Source organism: bacterium (assembly GCA_004299235.1).
Classification (GTDB): domain Bacteria; phylum Chloroflexota; class Dormibacteria; order Dormibacterales; family Dormibacteraceae; genus SCQL01.
In genome coordinates this window covers 1-16,059 of the sequence record SCQL01000037.1, presented here as the reverse complement: position 1 = coordinate 16,059, position 16,059 = coordinate 1, and the positions used below count along the sequence as shown (strand labels likewise).

Here is a 16,059-nt window from a genome sequence, read left to right as displayed (position 1 = left end):
GGCAGCGGCCGCGCGCAGCCCTCGCAATAGCCGCCGAAGATCGGGTGCTCGACCTCCCCGTTCATCAGGGTCGAGTGGCCGCAGATGCAGGTCACGAGGCAGCTGAACTTGTCGTTCTTGATCGTCGTCTTCCGGGGCTTCCTCACCGCCGCAGCGAGGTCCTGTGCCTGGTAGAAGGCGTGGTCCATCAGTCGCCGCTGTTGGTCGTCGCCCATCAGGCCTCCCTCCGCGCCAGGTTCTCGAAGAGCATCAGCTCCTTGCGGAAGCGGACCTCCGCGGTTCCGGTCGGCCCGTTGCGGTGCTTGGCGACGATCATCTCGGCGATGCCGGGGTTGTCATCCGGCTTGTAGTACTCGGGGCGGTAGACGAACACGACCAGGTCGGCCGCCTGCTCGAGCTCGCCGGTCTCCCGGAGGTCGGAGAGCATCGGCCGCTTGTCGGTGCGCTGCTCTGGGGCCCGGCTCAGCTGGGACACGGCCAGCACGGGGACGTCGAGCTCGCGGGCCAGTTGGCGGAGCGTCCGGGTGACGCCCGAGACCTCCTGGATACGGTCTGGGTCCTGGCCGCGCCTGCGCCCATGGATCAGCTGCACGTAGTCCACGACGACCACGCCGATCCCCTCCCGGAGCTTCAGCCGGCGCGCCTCGGCGGCCAGCGCCAGCTCGTCCAGGCCGGGGCGGTCGTCGATGAACATCCGCAGGTTTCCGAGCTCGCCCGCGGCCCTTGCGATCCGGTCCAGCTCGTCGTCGTTGAGGCCGCCGCTCTGGTAGCGGTGGCTGCTCACCCTGGCTTTCCCACAGAGGAGCCGGTCAATCAGCTCGCCGCGGGACATCTCGAGGCTGAAGATCGCGACAGGCACCCCGGCGGTGCAGGCCTGCGCAGCGAAATCAAGCACCGCCGTCGTCTTTCCCATCCCAGGCCTGCCGGCGACGATCACCAAATCACCGCCCTGCCAGCCGCCCGTGAGTGCGTCCAGGTCGTAGAGCCCGGATGAGATCCCACTCAGCCCTCGACCGGACTCCTGCCGCGAGTCGAGCCGGTCCATCGCATCGACGAGGAGGTCGCTGATCGGAGCCGACCTCTCGGCACGGTCCGAGCCAACCGCGAAGACACTGGCGCCTGCCTGGTCGATGGCCTCCTCGGCCGAGAGGGCGACATCCTGGCCGAGCCCGATGATGTGTTGGCCGGCGGAGACCAGGCGCCGGCGCTGAGCGTGCTCTTTCACGATCCGCGCGTAGCGCTCGATGTTCGCGGCGGTGGGGACTTGCTCCTGCAGCAGCGCCAGCTGGGCGCGACCGCCTATGCGCTCCAGCAGGGCGCGCTTGTCGAGCTCTGAACCCAACGTCACGTTGTCGATCGGCTCGCCGGCCTCCTGTAGCGCAATCGCGGCCCTGTAGATCTGGCCGTGGTTCTCGCGATAGAAGTCCTCGGGCCTCAGGAAGTCGACGACCTCGAGCAGAGAGGCCGGCTGGAGCAGGATCGATCCGAGCACCGACTGCTCGGCATCCAGGTCCTGCGGGGGCGCCCCGACGCTGCTGGAGACGACTGCGATCGCGCTCAAGCTGCCTCCTCTCGAACTCGCCGTCTAAAGCCGGCGGCTGCCCAAGCTGCCGGCGCCGCCACGTTGCCGATCCGACTCTCGACGCGAGCCTCGGCCACACACTGCTCGTAGAGCTCCACCGCCCTCGCCAGGGGGATGCGGCCTCGCGTCGCCCGTCTGACGACCTCGTGCCACATCGCTCGAGGAGCCCGATCTCGGATAGTCGCCGCCAGCGCTTCGCAGCGTGTCCGGAGGAGCTGCGGGTCGCCGTCGATGGTTACGGGATTTGAGCTCGGTTCCGTGCTGGTTTCGAGTTCACTATGGCCACTATCTGGGTAATGGTCGATTCGAACGCCGGGCGCGTCGTGCGCGCTTTCCGGGGATTTCAGACCTTGTCTGGAATCCCTATAGCCCTCGCTCCAGGAAGGCCGCAAAACAAGCGGTTTCGAACTTGAAGCACCGTGCTCCAGGCGGGCTCGCAGGATGTCGCCGATCGCCGCGGCGCCTCGCTGCTCGGGCGCGACCTGGTCCCGACCGTGAGACGAAGGGACCACTACTACCGGCCGCCCACGCCTGGGCTTGAGCCGGCACGCCGAGACTAGGAGCCTCAACCGCTGAACGCCGCCAGGGCCGCGGCGGAGGCAAGCAGCCGCCTCCCGAGCTGGAACTCCAGCGCCCCGACTCCACGCCCACAGCCGGGCCTGGAGTAGCCGGTGCGGCTTGAGCTCGATCGCGCTGGACCACGTCAGCCGGTAATGGAGGCAGGAGCGCTCAACCTTCCCACCGCGCCGGACACGCTCGCCCCCGCTCGTGGCGACCAAACCCAGCTGCCGCAGCCGGTCGACACAACGGCTCACCGTGCTCGGTGACGTCGCCGCCAGCTCCGCCAACTGCCGCTGGTCCGCCCAGCGGTCGCCCTGCCTGACGAGCAGCTGGAGGTGAGCGAGCACCGCGGCGGCCTCCGGCGTGGGCGTGTTGGTCTCCGTGTAGGCGCGCCAGACCTCGTCGGGGTCCGGCAGTAAACCGCTCGCGTTGAGGGCCTGGATCGCCTCGGCTGGCGCCAGGAGGGGCAGCTGCTCATGCAGCTCGAGCGGTAGGGCAGATCCGAAATCTGCTGTGACGCGGTGCTTCATCGCTTTCTCGGTGCGGCCCTGGGAACCGCCGTTCGGGTGGCCTGATTAGACGACCTCCGATTTTTTCGAGCAAGCCCCCCCAAGGACCCCAAAACAGCCTTGTTTGCACACCTTTCCGTCGCTATTTCGGCCTCGCTGAGTTCGGCCGGGCCCTCTGAGGGCCGTTTTGTCTGCACACCTTTCCGTCCCGTTTTGCACGCCTTTCCGTCCCGTTTTGCACCCCTTTCCGTCGCTATTCGGGTCTCGGTTTGCACACCTTTCCGTCGCTATTTGGGGTGTCCGGGGTCCCGGAGGGCGGCTCTGCACACCTCCCCGTCGCGTTTTGCAACTGGTTCCGTCCCACGGAGGCCGCCTAGGCTCGGCCCGTCATGCCGAGGTCGAGCCGGCGCCGGCGCGCCGCCCTTAACCGTGAGACTTCAGAGGCCGCTGACAGGCGGAATCTCTTCCTCGTGCTCGCCCGGAGACTCCCCGATGACCGCGACCTGCCGGTGCCCACCAAGCAGGAGGCCGAGGCTCGGCGCGTGACCACCCTCGGTGAGTTCAGGAGCCTCCTGCGGAGCTGGGACTGGGAGACCGCGATTGAGGCCTGGCTGACCTTTAAGATCGACAACCCCAACACCCGCGACCACTACGGGCGCAACATGCGGCGGGCCGCCGCCGTATTCCGGGCCAGCCGGCCCGCCGCGAGGTGTCTAGGCGAGCTCCAGCCCGAGCATGTGATGGTCTATGCCCGCTACGTCCGAGACCGCCTCGGGGGAGCCCCGGGCACGAAGAGGCTCGCGATCATGGCCCTCCGCTCGTTCCTGAAATGGAGCCGGGCCTTCCGCGCTCACGACCTATCGCCGGAGGAGTTGCGGGAGCTCCTCGGCCGAGTGCCCTCAGCTGACGTCGAGAGGCCCTACCTGGTGCTCTCGGAAGACGAGATCGCGGACCTCCTGGCAGCCCCAGACAACACCCGTGACCGGGCGATCATCGCCTTGATGCTGGGCGCGGGACTCCGCCGCAGTGAGGTCGTGGGCCTCGAGGGCAAGGACGTCTTCTACGGCGAGGACGGTTGCCTCTGCCTGAACATCCACGCCGGCATCGCGAAGGGCGCCCAGCCTCGGATCGTGCCGCTTGGCCCGGACGTCACCCAGATCCTGCTCGAGCACCTGGTCGCCGCCGGCGTCGAGGTCGGCGATCGCCTCCCGATCTTCCAGAGCAGCCACAAGCACCGCGGTCGTCGGCTCTCAGGCAAAGCCGCCTGGAGCATCGTGACCACCTACGTCGTCAGCTTGGGCTGGCAAAAGCGAGTCACCCCCCACAGCCTCAGGCACACGTTCGCGCTGAGGTTCCTCCGACACGCCAAGGGCGTCGGGGGCGATGCGATCGTGAAGCTGATGCTGGTGCTCGGGCACAAGCACCTCAGCACGACCCAGCGCTACCTGAACCACTTTGATCGAGAGGAACTCCGGCTTGCCCTTCCGGCCTTGCCGACCAGTGGCCGGCCTCTCAAGCGAAAGCTGCCTCAGTCAGTGGTCAACCAGCGTCGGCGCCGGACCATCAAGCCAGACCTGCCAGAGTCGGCCTAGCCCGAGCCCAGCAGTAGCTGCTCCTCACCCGGGATCAGCTGCTCAACCCACTGTGGTGCCTCGACTTCGAGGAGGCTGGCCAGGACCAGGTCCGCCCAGCCACGCGAAGGCAGCCGGTCGGGGAGCCCGACGAACCGGTAGGCGCCGATCACCCCGTCGGCCTGGAGCCCGGCGAGCGCCTCCTGAAAGCTCTTCCAATAGCGGTCAGCGTTCCTCCGCTTGAAGGGGAGATTCACCGTCTGGAGAAGGTCGCCGACCCTGACCCGGCAGATCAGCCCGCCACCGGTAACGCTCATGTTGAGCGTGAAAAAGATCCCTAAGCGCGCTTTGGGACTGTTTTGGTGATATCGGAGCACCGTCCGGGCGATCGGGACGAAGTGCGCCCCGGTCTTCCGGAAGCTGCTGAGCGCCTCCCCCTCCCGCACCTGCCATGCCACCGGGACTAGGGAGGAATCGATCAGGTCGCCCTGCTTGTGCCGGAATCCGAGCTGAAGGACCCGGCCCTCGAGCGTGCCCACTTTCGGACGTCCCTTGCCGCTTTCGGGAAGCGGAACCCGGAGGAGCTCCACCCACACCGTCGCGAGCCGCTCGATCTGATCGGCCACCCGCTGGATGTCCTCCGACCGGTGGCCGCGGTTGTGCCACTTGTTGACGGCTCCAGGGACCCGGGCGCGCTTCTTGATCACGCCCCTCTCGGTGAGGACGTCGCCCGCCCAGATCCAGGTCCAGTCGCCGTCATCCGGACTACGCATAGCCAGCCGGGCGAGGATCACGAGCAGGGTCGTTAGGTCGCCGAGGCCGAACACCTTGAACTGCTGAGCGACCCACTCGCTTCGAGCCAGGTCGGGAACAGCTGCGCCGGCGTCGCGAAACGTGATCGCGACCTGCCCGTCCACATCGGCGAACGAGTAGTAGGGGTGGCCCTGGTTGTCATGGCTGAGGTGGTCTGCGTCGCCCATGGCCGCAGCGGCAAGGGCCCGCAGGGTCGGCGTCGAGATCAGTGTCGCGGAGCCGTTCGTGAACGCGATCGGCTCTGCCAATGGCTTGACCGGCAGCGCCTTGCCAGGCAGCCCTGGCGGCACCCGGAGCACCTTGCTCAGCTGCGCAACGAAGTCGCGCTTGTCGGGCACGTCCAGGACCACCGCCAGCCAGGCGACGAGCTGGCGGTTGAACTCCATCTCGCTCATTCCGGCGACCCTCTCCCTGCCCATGTGCTCAGCCATGTGGCCGACGAGCGCGAGCACCCCTGCCTTGGTCGCAACGTCCGCGAGCTTGGGCACTGCTCCCTGGGGTCGGGAGGAGATTCGCGCGCGAGGCAGGATCGGAACGTCGGCGCCGGCCTGCTGCGCCTCCCATAGCCGCTGGAAGACGGCTTCCGCGCGCTTCTGGATCACCTGGTCGAGCGAGCAGCTCTCCAGACCCTTCACGACGACCTCGAGCTCGCGGCGGAGCTCCTGGCCTAAACGTCGGCGCTGGTCTGGCGTGACCTCAATGTCGCGCGGCTTGCTGGCCATCAGACCGCGAGCCTCGCCGCGACTTCCCTTGCGATCACCGCTTGAACTCGCGGAGCCCAAGCGAGCTCCTGGCGCGCGCCGGCGTGGGCGCCGTGGAAGTACTGGAGCGGCAGCAGGTCGCTCGCCAACAGCCCCACGATGCCCGGGATCGCCTGGAGGGCCTCCTGCTCTGAGATCTGCCCGGCGTCGAGGAGCTGGCGAATTGAGTCCGCGATCGCTGCTCCGATCACGGCGTGGGCCGGATTCGGAACGGCCCCCAGGAGCGCCAGCAGCACCTCGAGATGGCGGCTCTCTGGGCTGAGCTTTTCGAGGAGGCTCACCCAGTCCGCTCGCCGGAGCGTTTCCTCGAGCTTCGTGACGATCTGGTCGAACTCGGGGGCCGCCACAATGGCGCTTGCCGCAGGGTCGAAGACGCTCAGCGCCTCGCGGATCTCGAGGTCTACAAACGCCAGCATCGAGGCGACCTCAGCCAGCTGGTCGCCCAAGCGCTCGGCGACGCCGGCCGTCCACCCGCGCAAGTTCACAGCGGAGATCGGCTCGAAGGGCTCGTCGACCAGGTGCCCGAGGGCTGCCTCGAGGTGCTCGATCGCAGCCTCCATGTGAACGAAGGCGGCCCCGACGCTCGGGCTCCTCGGCTCGACAGCGGCGGTCTCGATCACGCGCCCGAGACTCTACGACCTCGTCGGGGAGCCGACCCGCGGTGAGGGAATGGCTGCCCGCGGTTGGCCTCGTTCCTCAGCCTCGCCAGCTCGCGCCGGCAGGCCTCGTTGACGAATCCGACGACCGTCAGCTGGTGCGGAGGGCCCGACAGGGCGACTACCGCATCGCGGATCTCGTCGATCAAGTCCGAGTCGAACCGGATTCCGAGGCGCACGGCGCCCGTGGAGGAGGCTTCATCCACCCGTGCCTCCACGGGAGCCGGCCTCGCTGCTGGGAGCACGGCGTCGAAGGGATCGGACCCTAGCGCTTTTCGCTTGGCCATATCGTTCAGCTCCTCTTTAGGCTCGGTCGCCGGCGGTCCAACTCGGCCGCGGCCGCCCGGTAGTCTTCTGCCCCGCTCGAGCTGGGCGCGTAAAGGGTGATCGGTAGGTGGTGAGAGGGCGCCTCCGCGAGCTTGGTGTTTTCCCGGATGCCGGTCTCCATCACTGTCCCGTTGAAGTGGGTCTTCAGCCGGTCGCGGACCTCTCGAGCGAGCGAGGTCCGCTTTACCCGGCAGGCCAGGATCGCCGAGATCTTCAGGCCCGGGTTCAAGCGATCCCGCACTCTCTCGATCGTCTGGGTGAGCGCTGCCAAGCCCACTAGCGGCATCGCTTGGAGCTCGACCGGGACCAGGACCTCGTCGCCGGCGGCGAGTGCTGAGACCGCGAGGTAACCGAGCGACGGCTGGCAGTCGATTAGGACGTAGTCCCAGCGGTTGGGCAGCTGCTCGACGGCCCGGCGGAGGATCATCTCGGCCCCGGGCTCGCCCGCGAGGACACGCTCGGCACCGATCATCCAGGTCGAGGACGGCACCAGCTGGACGCCCGGGGCGCTGGTATCGGTGATCAGGTGATCAATGCGCGCTTTGTCACCCAAAGCGTCCACTAGGCCGCGGCCACCGTCCGCAACGCCGAGCCAGGAGCTTGCGTTCGCCTGAGGATCGAAGTCGATCACGAGCACCCGACGCCCCGCTTCGGCGAGAGCTGCGGCCAGTGAAACGGCGGTCGTCGTCTTCGCGGTCCCGCCCTTCTGGTTGGTGATTGCGACGACCCTCATGGCGTTCCTCTGCTGTGACGTGGAGTGGGATTGGGAGGCCCTAAAAGGGGCCAAGGCGCGCTATTGGGCACAAAGCGTACACCCGCTCGGGCCTCAGTGGGCGACCCATTTGGGCCACTATTGTACATATAGCGCGCTTAGGGTGACAATACGCGTCATTCCATCCGGGAGGAGGTGCCGCGTTCGTGACTGCCATCGTTTCAGCAAAGCCAGGGGCCGTTCGGTTCCAGTCGGCCGCCGAGATCCTGCAGGCCGTACAGCTGGGGGTCCTGCGCCCCGAGGAAGCCCGGCTGCTGCTCGGAGTTCCCCCCGCCGAGAGATCCCACACCCCGCCATCGCCCGAGCCCGTGGCGGGGCTCGTAGCGCGTGACGAAAGTATTGAGGCCCTTCCGGACCGGCAGCTCGTGCCGATAGCGGGCATCCCGGGATGGTTCGCCTCGCTCTCCGATGCCTACATCCGTCGGTTGCGGCTACGGAATCGCCGCGACACCACCGTCCGAAACAACGCCCTGGTCCTCGGGCTGTTCGGGGCATGGCTCGGCCAGGTCGGGATCTCCGACGGAGCGCAGCTGCGGATCGAGGACGTCTACTCGTGGCTCGAGAGCAAGCAGCTGGGCGCGAACAGTCGGGCCGCATATACGAGTGTCGTCCGATCGGCGCTCCGCTGGGGAGCGATGAACGGCCTCGGCGTCGATCCCGGGATCGCGATGCGGATCGAGCCTGCCAAGCGGCTTAAGGGCCGGCCCCGCCCGCTCGCCACGGCCCAGCTCGCCGAGCTCCGCGCCTATCTGCACAACGTTCCCACCAGCCTCGCCGAGCTCCGCGATCGTGCGCTGTTCTTCGTTCTGTTCTCGACCGCGGCCAGGATCTCCGAGGTGCTCCAGCTGAATCGAGACAGCTTCGTCGACCGGACCGCCTTCGTGATCGAGAAGGGGGGCGGCCAGAAGCAGCTGATGCTCACCGCACAGGCTGAACGGGCCATCGAGGAGTACCTGCGCGCTCGTCGCGATCTATCGCCGGCGCTGTTTGTGACGCACGCCCGCCAGCTGGAGGGGAAGCGGCTTACCGCGAAGGCCGCTAACTACGCCTGGTTGCGGCTCTGCGCCCGGCTCGGGCTTCACGGCTTCACGAACCATCGCCTCCGCCACACGTCGATCACGGAGCTCGTAGACAAAGACGTCCCGCTCGAGGTCGCGATCACGATCGCAGGCCACCACAGCGCCGCCACGATCATGAACTACCTCGACGTGGCGCCCTCCCGTAAGCGGCGGTTCCTGCACGTGCTCGAGGGCCCGGAGGGCGACAAAGAGCGGCCAACGGCAGAGGCGGGCGCCAGTGCCTGACGCTAACGACGTAATCGCCGCCGGCTCTCAGCATCGGGCCTGGGTGCTGCCGTGCTTCATGCCCGTACTCGTCGTGGGCGACCAGGTCGGCGACGACCGCGACGTCGTCGCCGACGCCCTCGACTCCGGAGCCCTTTTTCGCGGCTACTCAGCAGCGTGCGGCTGTGGCTGGAGGGCTGCTGAGGTGCGCCGCGGTGATGATCGCGGCGAGGACGAGGCCTGGCGGGACTGGCTCCGCCACTTCGTCGGTGCGCTGCCCACCAAACCAGGCTCGGGGAACCCGGCCTTGTCTCGCCCGCGCTCTCGGTCTACGCCGGCGCGGACCCGGAGAGGCCAGCTGGTGGCGGTCGAGTAGCCTCTCCGCGTGCCTGAGCCCCGCGACTTGGTCGCCTACGTCGACGAGGCGATGCGCGCGACGACCACCGAGGAGGGCCGCTCCATCTACGTCATGGCGGCGGTCGCGGTCGTAGTCAGTGACCAGCTGCAGGCGCGAGACACGCTCGCCGCGGCCCTCCAGGGCCGGAGCTCGAGGTTTCACTGGCGTCTCGAGCAGCCAGCCCGCAGGCGCGCGATGCTGGACACGATCGCGACGCTCGAGCTGCCATGCCTCGCAACGACTTGCAGCTACGCCGGCGGTCGGAAGCAGCCCCGGGCGAGGACGCTCGTTCTCCAGAGACTGCTGTGGGAGCTGACCCAGCTCGGCGTCCGGGAGCTGGTGCTCGAGACGAGGGAGGAGGGGAACGACGCCAAGGACCGGGTCTCGATCGCCCAAGCGATCCGGGCCGGCCTGGCGCCGGAGGAGCTCCTCTACTCCTTCAACCGGCCGAAGTTCGAGCCCCTCCTATTCGCCCCTGACGCGGTCGCCGGTGCGGTAGCCGCGAAGCTCGGGGAGGGCGAGGATCAGTACATCCGGCGCTTGGCCGAGGGCCAGCTCCGGGTCATCGAAATGAGGGACTGAGGAGCCTAGAAAAGCCGCCGCCCCGGGGTCCCGAACTTCCATCGGTTAACCCGGGGCGACTTCCGACCGCTACTGCAGCCGGCGGCTGCCTCGATCTTACCCCGACGGGAGACGTTGTTGAACCCCCCGCACGAGCGGCCCAGGTCACAGACGGCTCAGCGAGCCTAGGATCTCACCGTCGTGCGCACGGCGGTGATCGCGGTGATCGCGTTCCTGCTTGGCGTTGCCCTCACGATCGGAGTGCAACGCGGGTCGCCGCAGCAGCTGCTACGCCTCTCTGCCTCGGGGACGATCCCCTCGCCGCCTCCGACCGCGCCGCCGTTCCCGGTGGCGATGCCTGGCTACCGGGAAGCCGACCAGGGCTCGGGCTCCATCAGGGTCTTCTCCGGCATCGGCAACGTGCTGCCCAGCTTCCCGCACACCATGAATGGCTGCGGGACAGGCGTGACCCTGGTCCGATGGCGATCCCTCCGCGGTCCTGTCGTGGTCCGCCTGGCCTACAGCCCGGAGACCGTGCTCACGTCCTCTCCCGAGATCACGGGCGACCACGGGCTCACGAGGATGGACAACTGCGCCCAGCCGATCTTCTTCGCCCCCGCGAACTTCAAGGCGGGCGCCGGCGCCATCTACTCCGACGTCCCCATCGAGTACACCGTGTGGTGGCCGACGCCCTGAGGGCGAAGTCCCTCGAGCGGGACTGGCGCGGGACAGTTGCGGGCTATCGCGAGTTCGAGCCAGCTGGAGCAAGTTAAGGCCGCCGCGGCGGCATGGGCGTGATCCGGAAGGACTTCCTTCCGGAGTGGCCCCCGGGGGCCACCTGTTGAACTCGGGGAGCCCAGCTCCCCTTTCGGAACGGGCGGTGGAAGGGGTTCGCGGGCCGAGCCGGGCCCCGGCCGCTCCCCTGACGCCCTCAGCCGGCTGGCTTAGAAGCCGATGCCGTGCAGCTTGCCGATCAGTGCCACGATCACCGCGGCCGCGGCGGCAACCTGTTTCCAGGTGAACCGCCCGCCGCCATTGAAGTTGAACTCCATGACTGCTGCCTGCCTCCTTTTGAGACCGCCAACCTCACCCCGCCGCGCCGCGCCTGTTTGGAGCCTTGAGCCGCCCGGTGCTAGGCTCTCGATTGCTTCATCGGCAGGCCGCTCGCCTCTTCGGAGGTCGGGTGGCTTGTTATTTGTCTGGGCCTGCGACGGCCCAGCCGCGAGCATCCGCCAGCGCGGAAGTTGCCCGAGGCTGAGGTCGGGAGAAGCCCCAACGTCCCCAGAAACCCCTTCCCAGCGGGGCGCAATGCACCCGCAGCAGGGTCGAGGTCGTGGTGCTTGCCCAGTTAGGACCAGGCGCCGGTCAGACCCGCCGGCGAGGTTGAGAGCGTCCTTTCGCCCTCGTCGCGGAGGTCGTCCCTCCACCGTTTAGAAAAGGCCACGTAGTTAAGCTCTGAAAATGTCCGATCTGGGCTCGCCCGGGTGACCCTCGCCGAGGCGGCCGTGGCGCTCGGCTGCTGCGAGAAAACGGTGCTCCGGATGGTCCAGAAGGGGCGGCTCGGCGCGAAGCGGGGGCCGCACGGCGCGTACATGTTCGACCCGGCCGAGGTGGGCCAGCTACCCGCCAGGAAGCGAGGGAGGCCTGCGGCGCTCCCGGACGATGAAGCCTTCGAGCAGCTGCTCGGCCCGGCCCTCGACCAGGACGGCGAGCTGGGAAAGCACCTCCGGCGGACGATCGCGAACCCCAGCTACGACCCGACGCTGTTCCGCTATCTCAAGTTCCACCGCCTCCAGCTCCAGGGCCGCTCCTGGCGCGAGGCGATGGCGGAGATTGGCGCCGACGAGTACGTGCTGCAGTTTTTCCCGCCCCTCGACCGACTCGACGAGGTCCTCTACGCGCAGGTCGAGCAGCGCAAGCAGCTCGGCCGGAGCGCGGTGCCGCCGGCGATCCTCCCGCGGCGACCCGGGCCGCCTCCTTTGGAGCCGCCGGCGCTGTCGCCCGAGGAGGAGATGCGCTCCTGGCAGCTGCTCGCCGAGGACGAGGACGCGGACCACGACGAGGACACCCTGACAGTCCTGGAGATGATCGTCGCCGGCACGCGGTTCGACATCTCGAACATCGTTCACGCCCACCGCCTCGAGCGCCTCGGCTATGGCGCGACCCAGATCGGCCTCTACCTGCGTGTGAATCGCCGCTGGGTCTACCGGCTGCTCGAGCGGGACTTCTGCGAGGAGCTCCGGATCTCGCTTCGAAAGAAGCGGTCAGAGAGAGACCGCGAGCTCGAGCTCGACCGCCGCCGGCAGGCCCGGCGCGACGTGCGCGCCTTCCGGGGCTTCGGCGACGAGCTCGACGAGAACTACATGCCGCCTGAGCCTGGAGTTGAAAGCCTCGATGCCCGCCTGGAGCGAGCGGAGCAGTCGCGGTGGCGATATGAGGACCCCTACACCGGAGAGCTCCTCGAGGAACTGGTCGAGTCGGACGAGGCGCTCGACGCCCTGTGGGGCGAGGAGTTCTAGGCCTCGGCGGCGAGAAGGCGGGCTACGGTGGCGACGCCCACCCCGAGCTCCTTGGCAGCCGCTCGCCTCGAGGTCTCACCGGAGTGGATGCGCGCCGAGACCTCAGCCCACCGCCGGCGGAACCCCTTCCGGTCGATCGCCGCGGGCCGGCCGATCCGGACGCCCTCCCTGGCGGCTCGGTCCATGCCGGCCTTGACTCTCTCGGCCAGGACCGCGCGCTCGAGCTGGGCGTAGGCCGCGGTGATGTGGAAGAGAGCCTCGCCGAACGGGCTGGTTGTGTCCAGCCAGGGCTCCGAGTAGGAGCGGATGCCGATCCTCCAGTGCCGCAGCTGCTCAAGCGTGTTCGCCGCGTCGAGCACCGACCGGAAGGCGCGGTCGATCCTCCATACCAGGACCAGGTCGAACTGCCGTCGCGCGGCGCCGGCGAGAAGCTGCCTCCAGGCCTTCCTCGCGGCCTGGTCGCCGGCGGGGGCGCGGTCGACGAATTCCTGCGCGACCTGCCACCCCTGCGCTGCCACGTAGGCGCGCAGCGGCTCCATCTGCGTCTCGGGATTCTGGTCCTTGTCGCGGGTGCTCACCCGCGCGTAGACGGCGACCCTCAACGAACCGTCCGGGACGCCGCGATTCCCTCGAGCTCTCCTGCCAACTGCTCGTGGAGATCCGCGATTCGATGGAGCTGGTCGGGCGTCAGAAACCGGTGCCGCTCCACCTCCCGGGCGACAGCCGCCACCGCCCGAGCGCGGGAGGCCTCCTCCTTGAGTACCGCGGGCGTCAGCTCCTCAATCTGGAGCGTCATCACTTCCTCCTTTCGCCTCGAGGGCGACCATTCGGGCGAGTTTCATTCGGCCGCGATGCCCAAGCAGCGGCAGGCTTTCGGGCAGACCCTGCTCACGGCGCCGAGCCGCTGCCTTCTTGTGCGCGTCACTGCAAAACCGCCTCCGCCGACCCCCCTGGAGGCCGACTGGGGCCAGCTCGGCGCCACAGAAGGCGCACTTCCGGGGCTCAGTTGGGCTCAACTCGTTCCGTCCCGCACTACGATGGCCCAAGTCGGCTCAAAAAGCAAGGCCCGGTGTCATTGGACGTGACGAGCTACTGGAGGGGCGGTTTTGTGGGTCGTGAGCCCAAGAAGTTCTGTTAAAGCGGTTAAGGCTGTGCAGTGCTGTTGAGGCGTGTCAGCGCAGTACCCGAAAACCGGCTTCCATGGCCTCCTAGCGCCTTGGAAACGCGCTCGGCCGAGGCGTTTTGGGGTCTCCGGGCGCGCCATCGCCACGTTTTGCGGCCCGCCGGCGCGCGGCGTCCGGATTCCAGTCCTCCGGGAGGCCCCGGTGCCGACGGTAGCGGGCCGCTTGCCGGCAGGTCGAGTCGCAGAAACGCCGCTCCTCACCGTGGCGCCGTGACGACGGCAGGGGCGACCCACAGTGAGCGCAGCGGCTCACGCCAGACGGCGCTGTCTGAAGACCGGCGGCTTTAGCCGGCGGCCGCCGAGCGCGGCGACCTGGTCGTCGGCGATGTGCCATTCGTTGAGCCAGACGTCTTCCGCGTCGCTCGCCGCCACCACGAGGCCCCGGTAGTCCCAGTGCCCTGTGCCCTGGACGACCGCGACTTTCAGGCGGTTGGCCCAGCCGCCCGTCATCGCCGGGTTGGCCACCCAGTTCACCGCGCCCAACTCCTCGAGCTTCCCCATCAGCGTCGAGTCGGGGTCCAGCGGCACCAGGTCGGCCAGGGCCCGGCGCCACTGCTCCCAGCGCGCACGCTGCTTCTTTTTTTCCGCTTGCGCCTGCCGCGTTCGGAGCGCCGAGTCCCGCCGCTCGCGTTCGCGCATCGCGCGCAACTGCTGCGCCCGCTGGGCCGCTTCCGTCCGTTGGCGGTCGAAGTCTTGGCGCCAAGCTCGAGCCTCCTGCAGCCAGTGCTCCGCCGTCTGCCACGCCAGAGCGAGTGTCTCCCTGCTGCGCGCCCCGCGGACCTCTCGCGCAGCTGAGGCGAGGCCGACCATCAGCGCCCGGGCCTGCGGATTGCGGCTGTGCCCGAGCGCGGTCCGGGCCTCGACGAGTAGCGCGGCGAGACGTTCTCGCTCGGCTTCGAACTTGATCCGTGCCTCGGCCTCCCGGCGCTCCGCGTCGAGCTTCGCAACGCGTCGCGCCTCCACCTCCGCCTGTGCAGCAGCAGGATCTGGGCCCAGCGGACCGCGGCCGCCGAGCTCCCGGCTGACGCGGCTTGCGAACCCGGGCACGGCATGGCCGACAGTTGCCGAGCACGTCAGGTAGTCCAGGGCGGTCGCGTGCGCAGCCCGACGCAAGTCGTTATCGGCCTGGAGCGCGGCACGTCCGAGCGCGAGCCGGCTCAAGGCCTCGACGTCGCACAACTGCCACCCCTCCTGAGTCAGCCCCTGCCGGAGATCGTCCCGGAGTTCTTTCCGCTCCTCATCCGGAAGCTCCTGAGCCGGCGGCCTGAGGTGGTCGAGATCCAATCGAGGAATCGCGACGCGGCGATAGAGCCGCCGCATCGCCTCGTCGATGTCATCCAACAGCCCCGTCAGCGCTCCCGTATCGAGCACCACTGAGCGCCGGACATAGGCCTGGTTGAGAACGGCCAAGCCCTCGGGGCCGGTGTTGAGACAGACCATCACGCTCGGCCGAATCTCGACCCGGGCGCCCTCCAGCTCCGTCGCGACGTAGCCCATGAGCAGCTGCCCGGCCGCCTTCCTCACATCGGGCTCGGCCTTGTCCCACTCATCGAAGCAGACGTAGGCGTTCCGGAGAATCGCCGGCTGCTCCACCGTGAAGCCGTCGGCCCTTTGGACTCGACGCGCGAAGACCGAGCCAGGCGTTTCGTCGGGCAGCATCCGGAGAGTCCCGAGCTCGTCCCAGCCGAAGATTCGGCACGGCAACCTCGCGAGCGACGTCTTACCGGTCTGAGTCGGCCCGCAGCAGATGAAGCCGCCCCACCCATCCGTGTAGTGGACCGCCAGGTGATGGCGGGCGACGATGCCAGAGAGGAGCAGCCGAGCGAAGGCCTGCTGAGCCTCCGAGGGAAAGCACGCGATCGCTTCGCCGAGCTGCTGGCCGACGTCGACGCCGGGGATGCCGGCGCCGGCTTCTGTCCGGCCGGCGATCGTCGCGAACACCCGGCCGCGCTGACCTTCTCTTGCGACGAGACGCCTGCTGATCAGGCGGTCGATGGCTGCGCGACACGTCCTTTCGGGGAGATGGACACGGGCCGCAAGCTCCACCGTCACCAGGCCCTGGTCACCAGCTCCAACCAACGCCTCGAGGACGTGCAGGTCGTTCTCGCGGGCCTGCTCGCTGCTTCTCTGGCCGAGAGTCATCCCGGCCTCAACTCGCCTGCCGCTGGGTGTGCCGCTCGATCCTGGCCACGCTGCCGCTCAGGCGCTCGCCGCCGGCGCCGGGACTCGCGGCCGAATACAGGCGAGCTTGCCGATCAGCCGCAATTTCGGCCCCAAGGGCAACACCGGTGCTGGGATGTTCAGTTCGCGCGGGGCGACCGCCACCGATCACATCCACGCCGAAGGCGGGACGATGCCAGAGCGCTTTCGCGGGCTCACTCGATCGACACTGTCCAGGCGGGCGCCGGCGACGCGTCCCGTTCGAAATCGCGCGACTTCGAGTGGGACCTGTAGCCCGCACCAGCCCCGGCTTTCCGCCGTCCCTGGGCGGCCAGGTCGAGAGCATCAGCGTCCCTCGCCCGCATCGGGTTCTCGTCCCTCGAGGACGACGATGTTCGGCTCCG

Annotated in this window: 16 protein-coding genes; 6 read left to right on the top strand and 10 right to left on the bottom strand. The window is 68.5% G+C overall.

The window, feature by feature from the left end; translation table 11 throughout:
• The 3 genes from EPN29_13595 to EPN29_13585 form a co-directional block, all read right to left on the bottom strand.
• The coding region (locus EPN29_13595; protein TAN31389.1) for a hypothetical protein at positions 1-215 on the bottom strand (215 nt) is incomplete at its 3' end.
• The gene (dnaB, locus tag EPN29_13590) at positions 215-1,561 is read right to left on the bottom strand and encodes a replicative DNA helicase (protein TAN31388.1); all 1,347 of its coding nucleotides are present in this window, start codon (positions 1,559-1,561) and stop codon (positions 215-217) included. The genes dnaB and EPN29_13595, both read right to left, overlap by 1 nt.
• A complete protein-coding gene (locus tag EPN29_13585; GenBank protein ID TAN31387.1) occupies positions 1,558-2,673 on the bottom strand; it encodes a MarR family transcriptional regulator in 1,116 nt (371 codons plus the stop codon). The genes dnaB and EPN29_13585 overlap by 4 nt, the downstream gene beginning before the upstream one ends.
• Positions 2,674-3,041: 368 nt before the next feature.
• On the opposite strand from EPN29_13585, the gene EPN29_13580 reads away from it, so the two are divergent.
• Entirely contained in the window at positions 3,042-4,244 is a 1,203-nt protein-coding gene (locus tag EPN29_13580; GenBank protein TAN31386.1) for a hypothetical protein, read from the top strand.
• On the opposite strand, the gene EPN29_13575 is transcribed toward EPN29_13580, so the two are convergent.
• Genes EPN29_13575 through EPN29_13560 form a run of 4 tightly spaced genes read right to left on the bottom strand, consistent with a single transcriptional unit; the run spans position 4,241 to position 7,513 of the window.
• Positions 4,241-5,758, bottom strand: a complete 1,518-nt coding sequence (locus EPN29_13575; protein ID TAN31385.1) for a hypothetical protein — start codon at positions 5,756-5,758, stop codon at positions 4,241-4,243. The two genes, EPN29_13580 and EPN29_13575, sit on opposite strands and share 4 nt — an antisense overlap.
• A complete protein-coding gene (locus tag EPN29_13570) occupies positions 5,758-6,417 on the bottom strand; it encodes a hypothetical protein (GenBank protein ID TAN31384.1) in 660 nt (219 codons plus the stop codon). Before EPN29_13570 ends, EPN29_13575 begins: the two co-directional genes overlap by 1 nt.
• Positions 6,414-6,740: a hypothetical protein gene (locus tag EPN29_13565; protein TAN31383.1), complete on the bottom strand. Its 327-nt coding sequence runs from the start codon at positions 6,738-6,740 to the stop codon at positions 6,414-6,416. Before EPN29_13565 ends, EPN29_13570 begins: the two co-directional genes overlap by 4 nt.
• Positions 6,741-6,745: 5 nt before the next feature.
• Complete coding sequence (locus EPN29_13560; GenBank protein ID TAN31382.1) at positions 6,746-7,513, bottom strand: ParA family protein; 768 nt, start codon at positions 7,511-7,513, stop codon at positions 6,746-6,748.
• Between the two features lie 185 nt (positions 7,514-7,698).
• Here EPN29_13560 and EPN29_13555 point away from each other — a divergent pair, with 185 nt between their 5' ends.
• The 5 genes from EPN29_13555 to EPN29_13535 all read left to right on the top strand — a co-directional run bounded on the left by EPN29_13555 (position 7,699) and on the right by EPN29_13535 (position 12,312).
• Positions 7,699-8,856, top strand: coding sequence for a hypothetical protein (locus EPN29_13555; GenBank protein ID TAN31381.1), 1,158 nt, complete (start codon positions 7,699-7,701; stop codon positions 8,854-8,856).
• Positions 8,849-9,211: a hypothetical protein gene (locus EPN29_13550; protein TAN31380.1), complete on the top strand. Its 363-nt coding sequence runs from the start codon at positions 8,849-8,851 to the stop codon at positions 9,209-9,211. Before EPN29_13555 ends, EPN29_13550 begins: the two co-directional genes overlap by 8 nt.
• A gap of 9 nt (positions 9,212-9,220) precedes the next feature.
• Positions 9,221-9,814: a hypothetical protein gene (locus tag EPN29_13545; protein ID TAN31379.1), complete on the top strand. Its 594-nt coding sequence runs from the start codon at positions 9,221-9,223 to the stop codon at positions 9,812-9,814.
• 180 nt (positions 9,815-9,994) lie between these two features.
• Positions 9,995-10,489: a hypothetical protein gene (locus EPN29_13540; protein ID TAN31378.1), complete on the top strand. Its 495-nt coding sequence runs from the start codon at positions 9,995-9,997 to the stop codon at positions 10,487-10,489.
• 788 nt (positions 10,490-11,277) lie between these two features.
• On the top strand, positions 11,278-12,312 hold the full coding sequence (locus EPN29_13535) for a hypothetical protein (protein TAN31377.1): 1,035 nt from the start codon (positions 11,278-11,280) through the stop codon (positions 12,310-12,312).
• Here the strand turns inward: EPN29_13535 and EPN29_13530 are convergent.
• From EPN29_13530 to EPN29_13520, 3 genes are all read right to left on the bottom strand, one after another.
• Positions 12,309-12,914: a hypothetical protein gene (locus EPN29_13530; protein ID TAN31376.1), complete on the bottom strand. Its 606-nt coding sequence runs from the start codon at positions 12,912-12,914 to the stop codon at positions 12,309-12,311. The genes EPN29_13535 and EPN29_13530 overlap by 4 nt on opposite strands.
• On the bottom strand, positions 12,911-13,108 hold the full coding sequence (locus EPN29_13525) for a hypothetical protein (GenBank protein TAN31375.1): 198 nt from the start codon (positions 13,106-13,108) through the stop codon (positions 12,911-12,913). Before EPN29_13525 ends, EPN29_13530 begins: the two co-directional genes overlap by 4 nt.
• A gap of 636 nt (positions 13,109-13,744) precedes the next feature.
• On the bottom strand, positions 13,745-15,637 hold the full coding sequence (locus EPN29_13520; GenBank protein ID TAN31374.1) for a hypothetical protein: 1,893 nt from the start codon (positions 15,635-15,637) through the stop codon (positions 13,745-13,747).
• Positions 15,638-16,059: the final 422 nt, after the last annotated feature.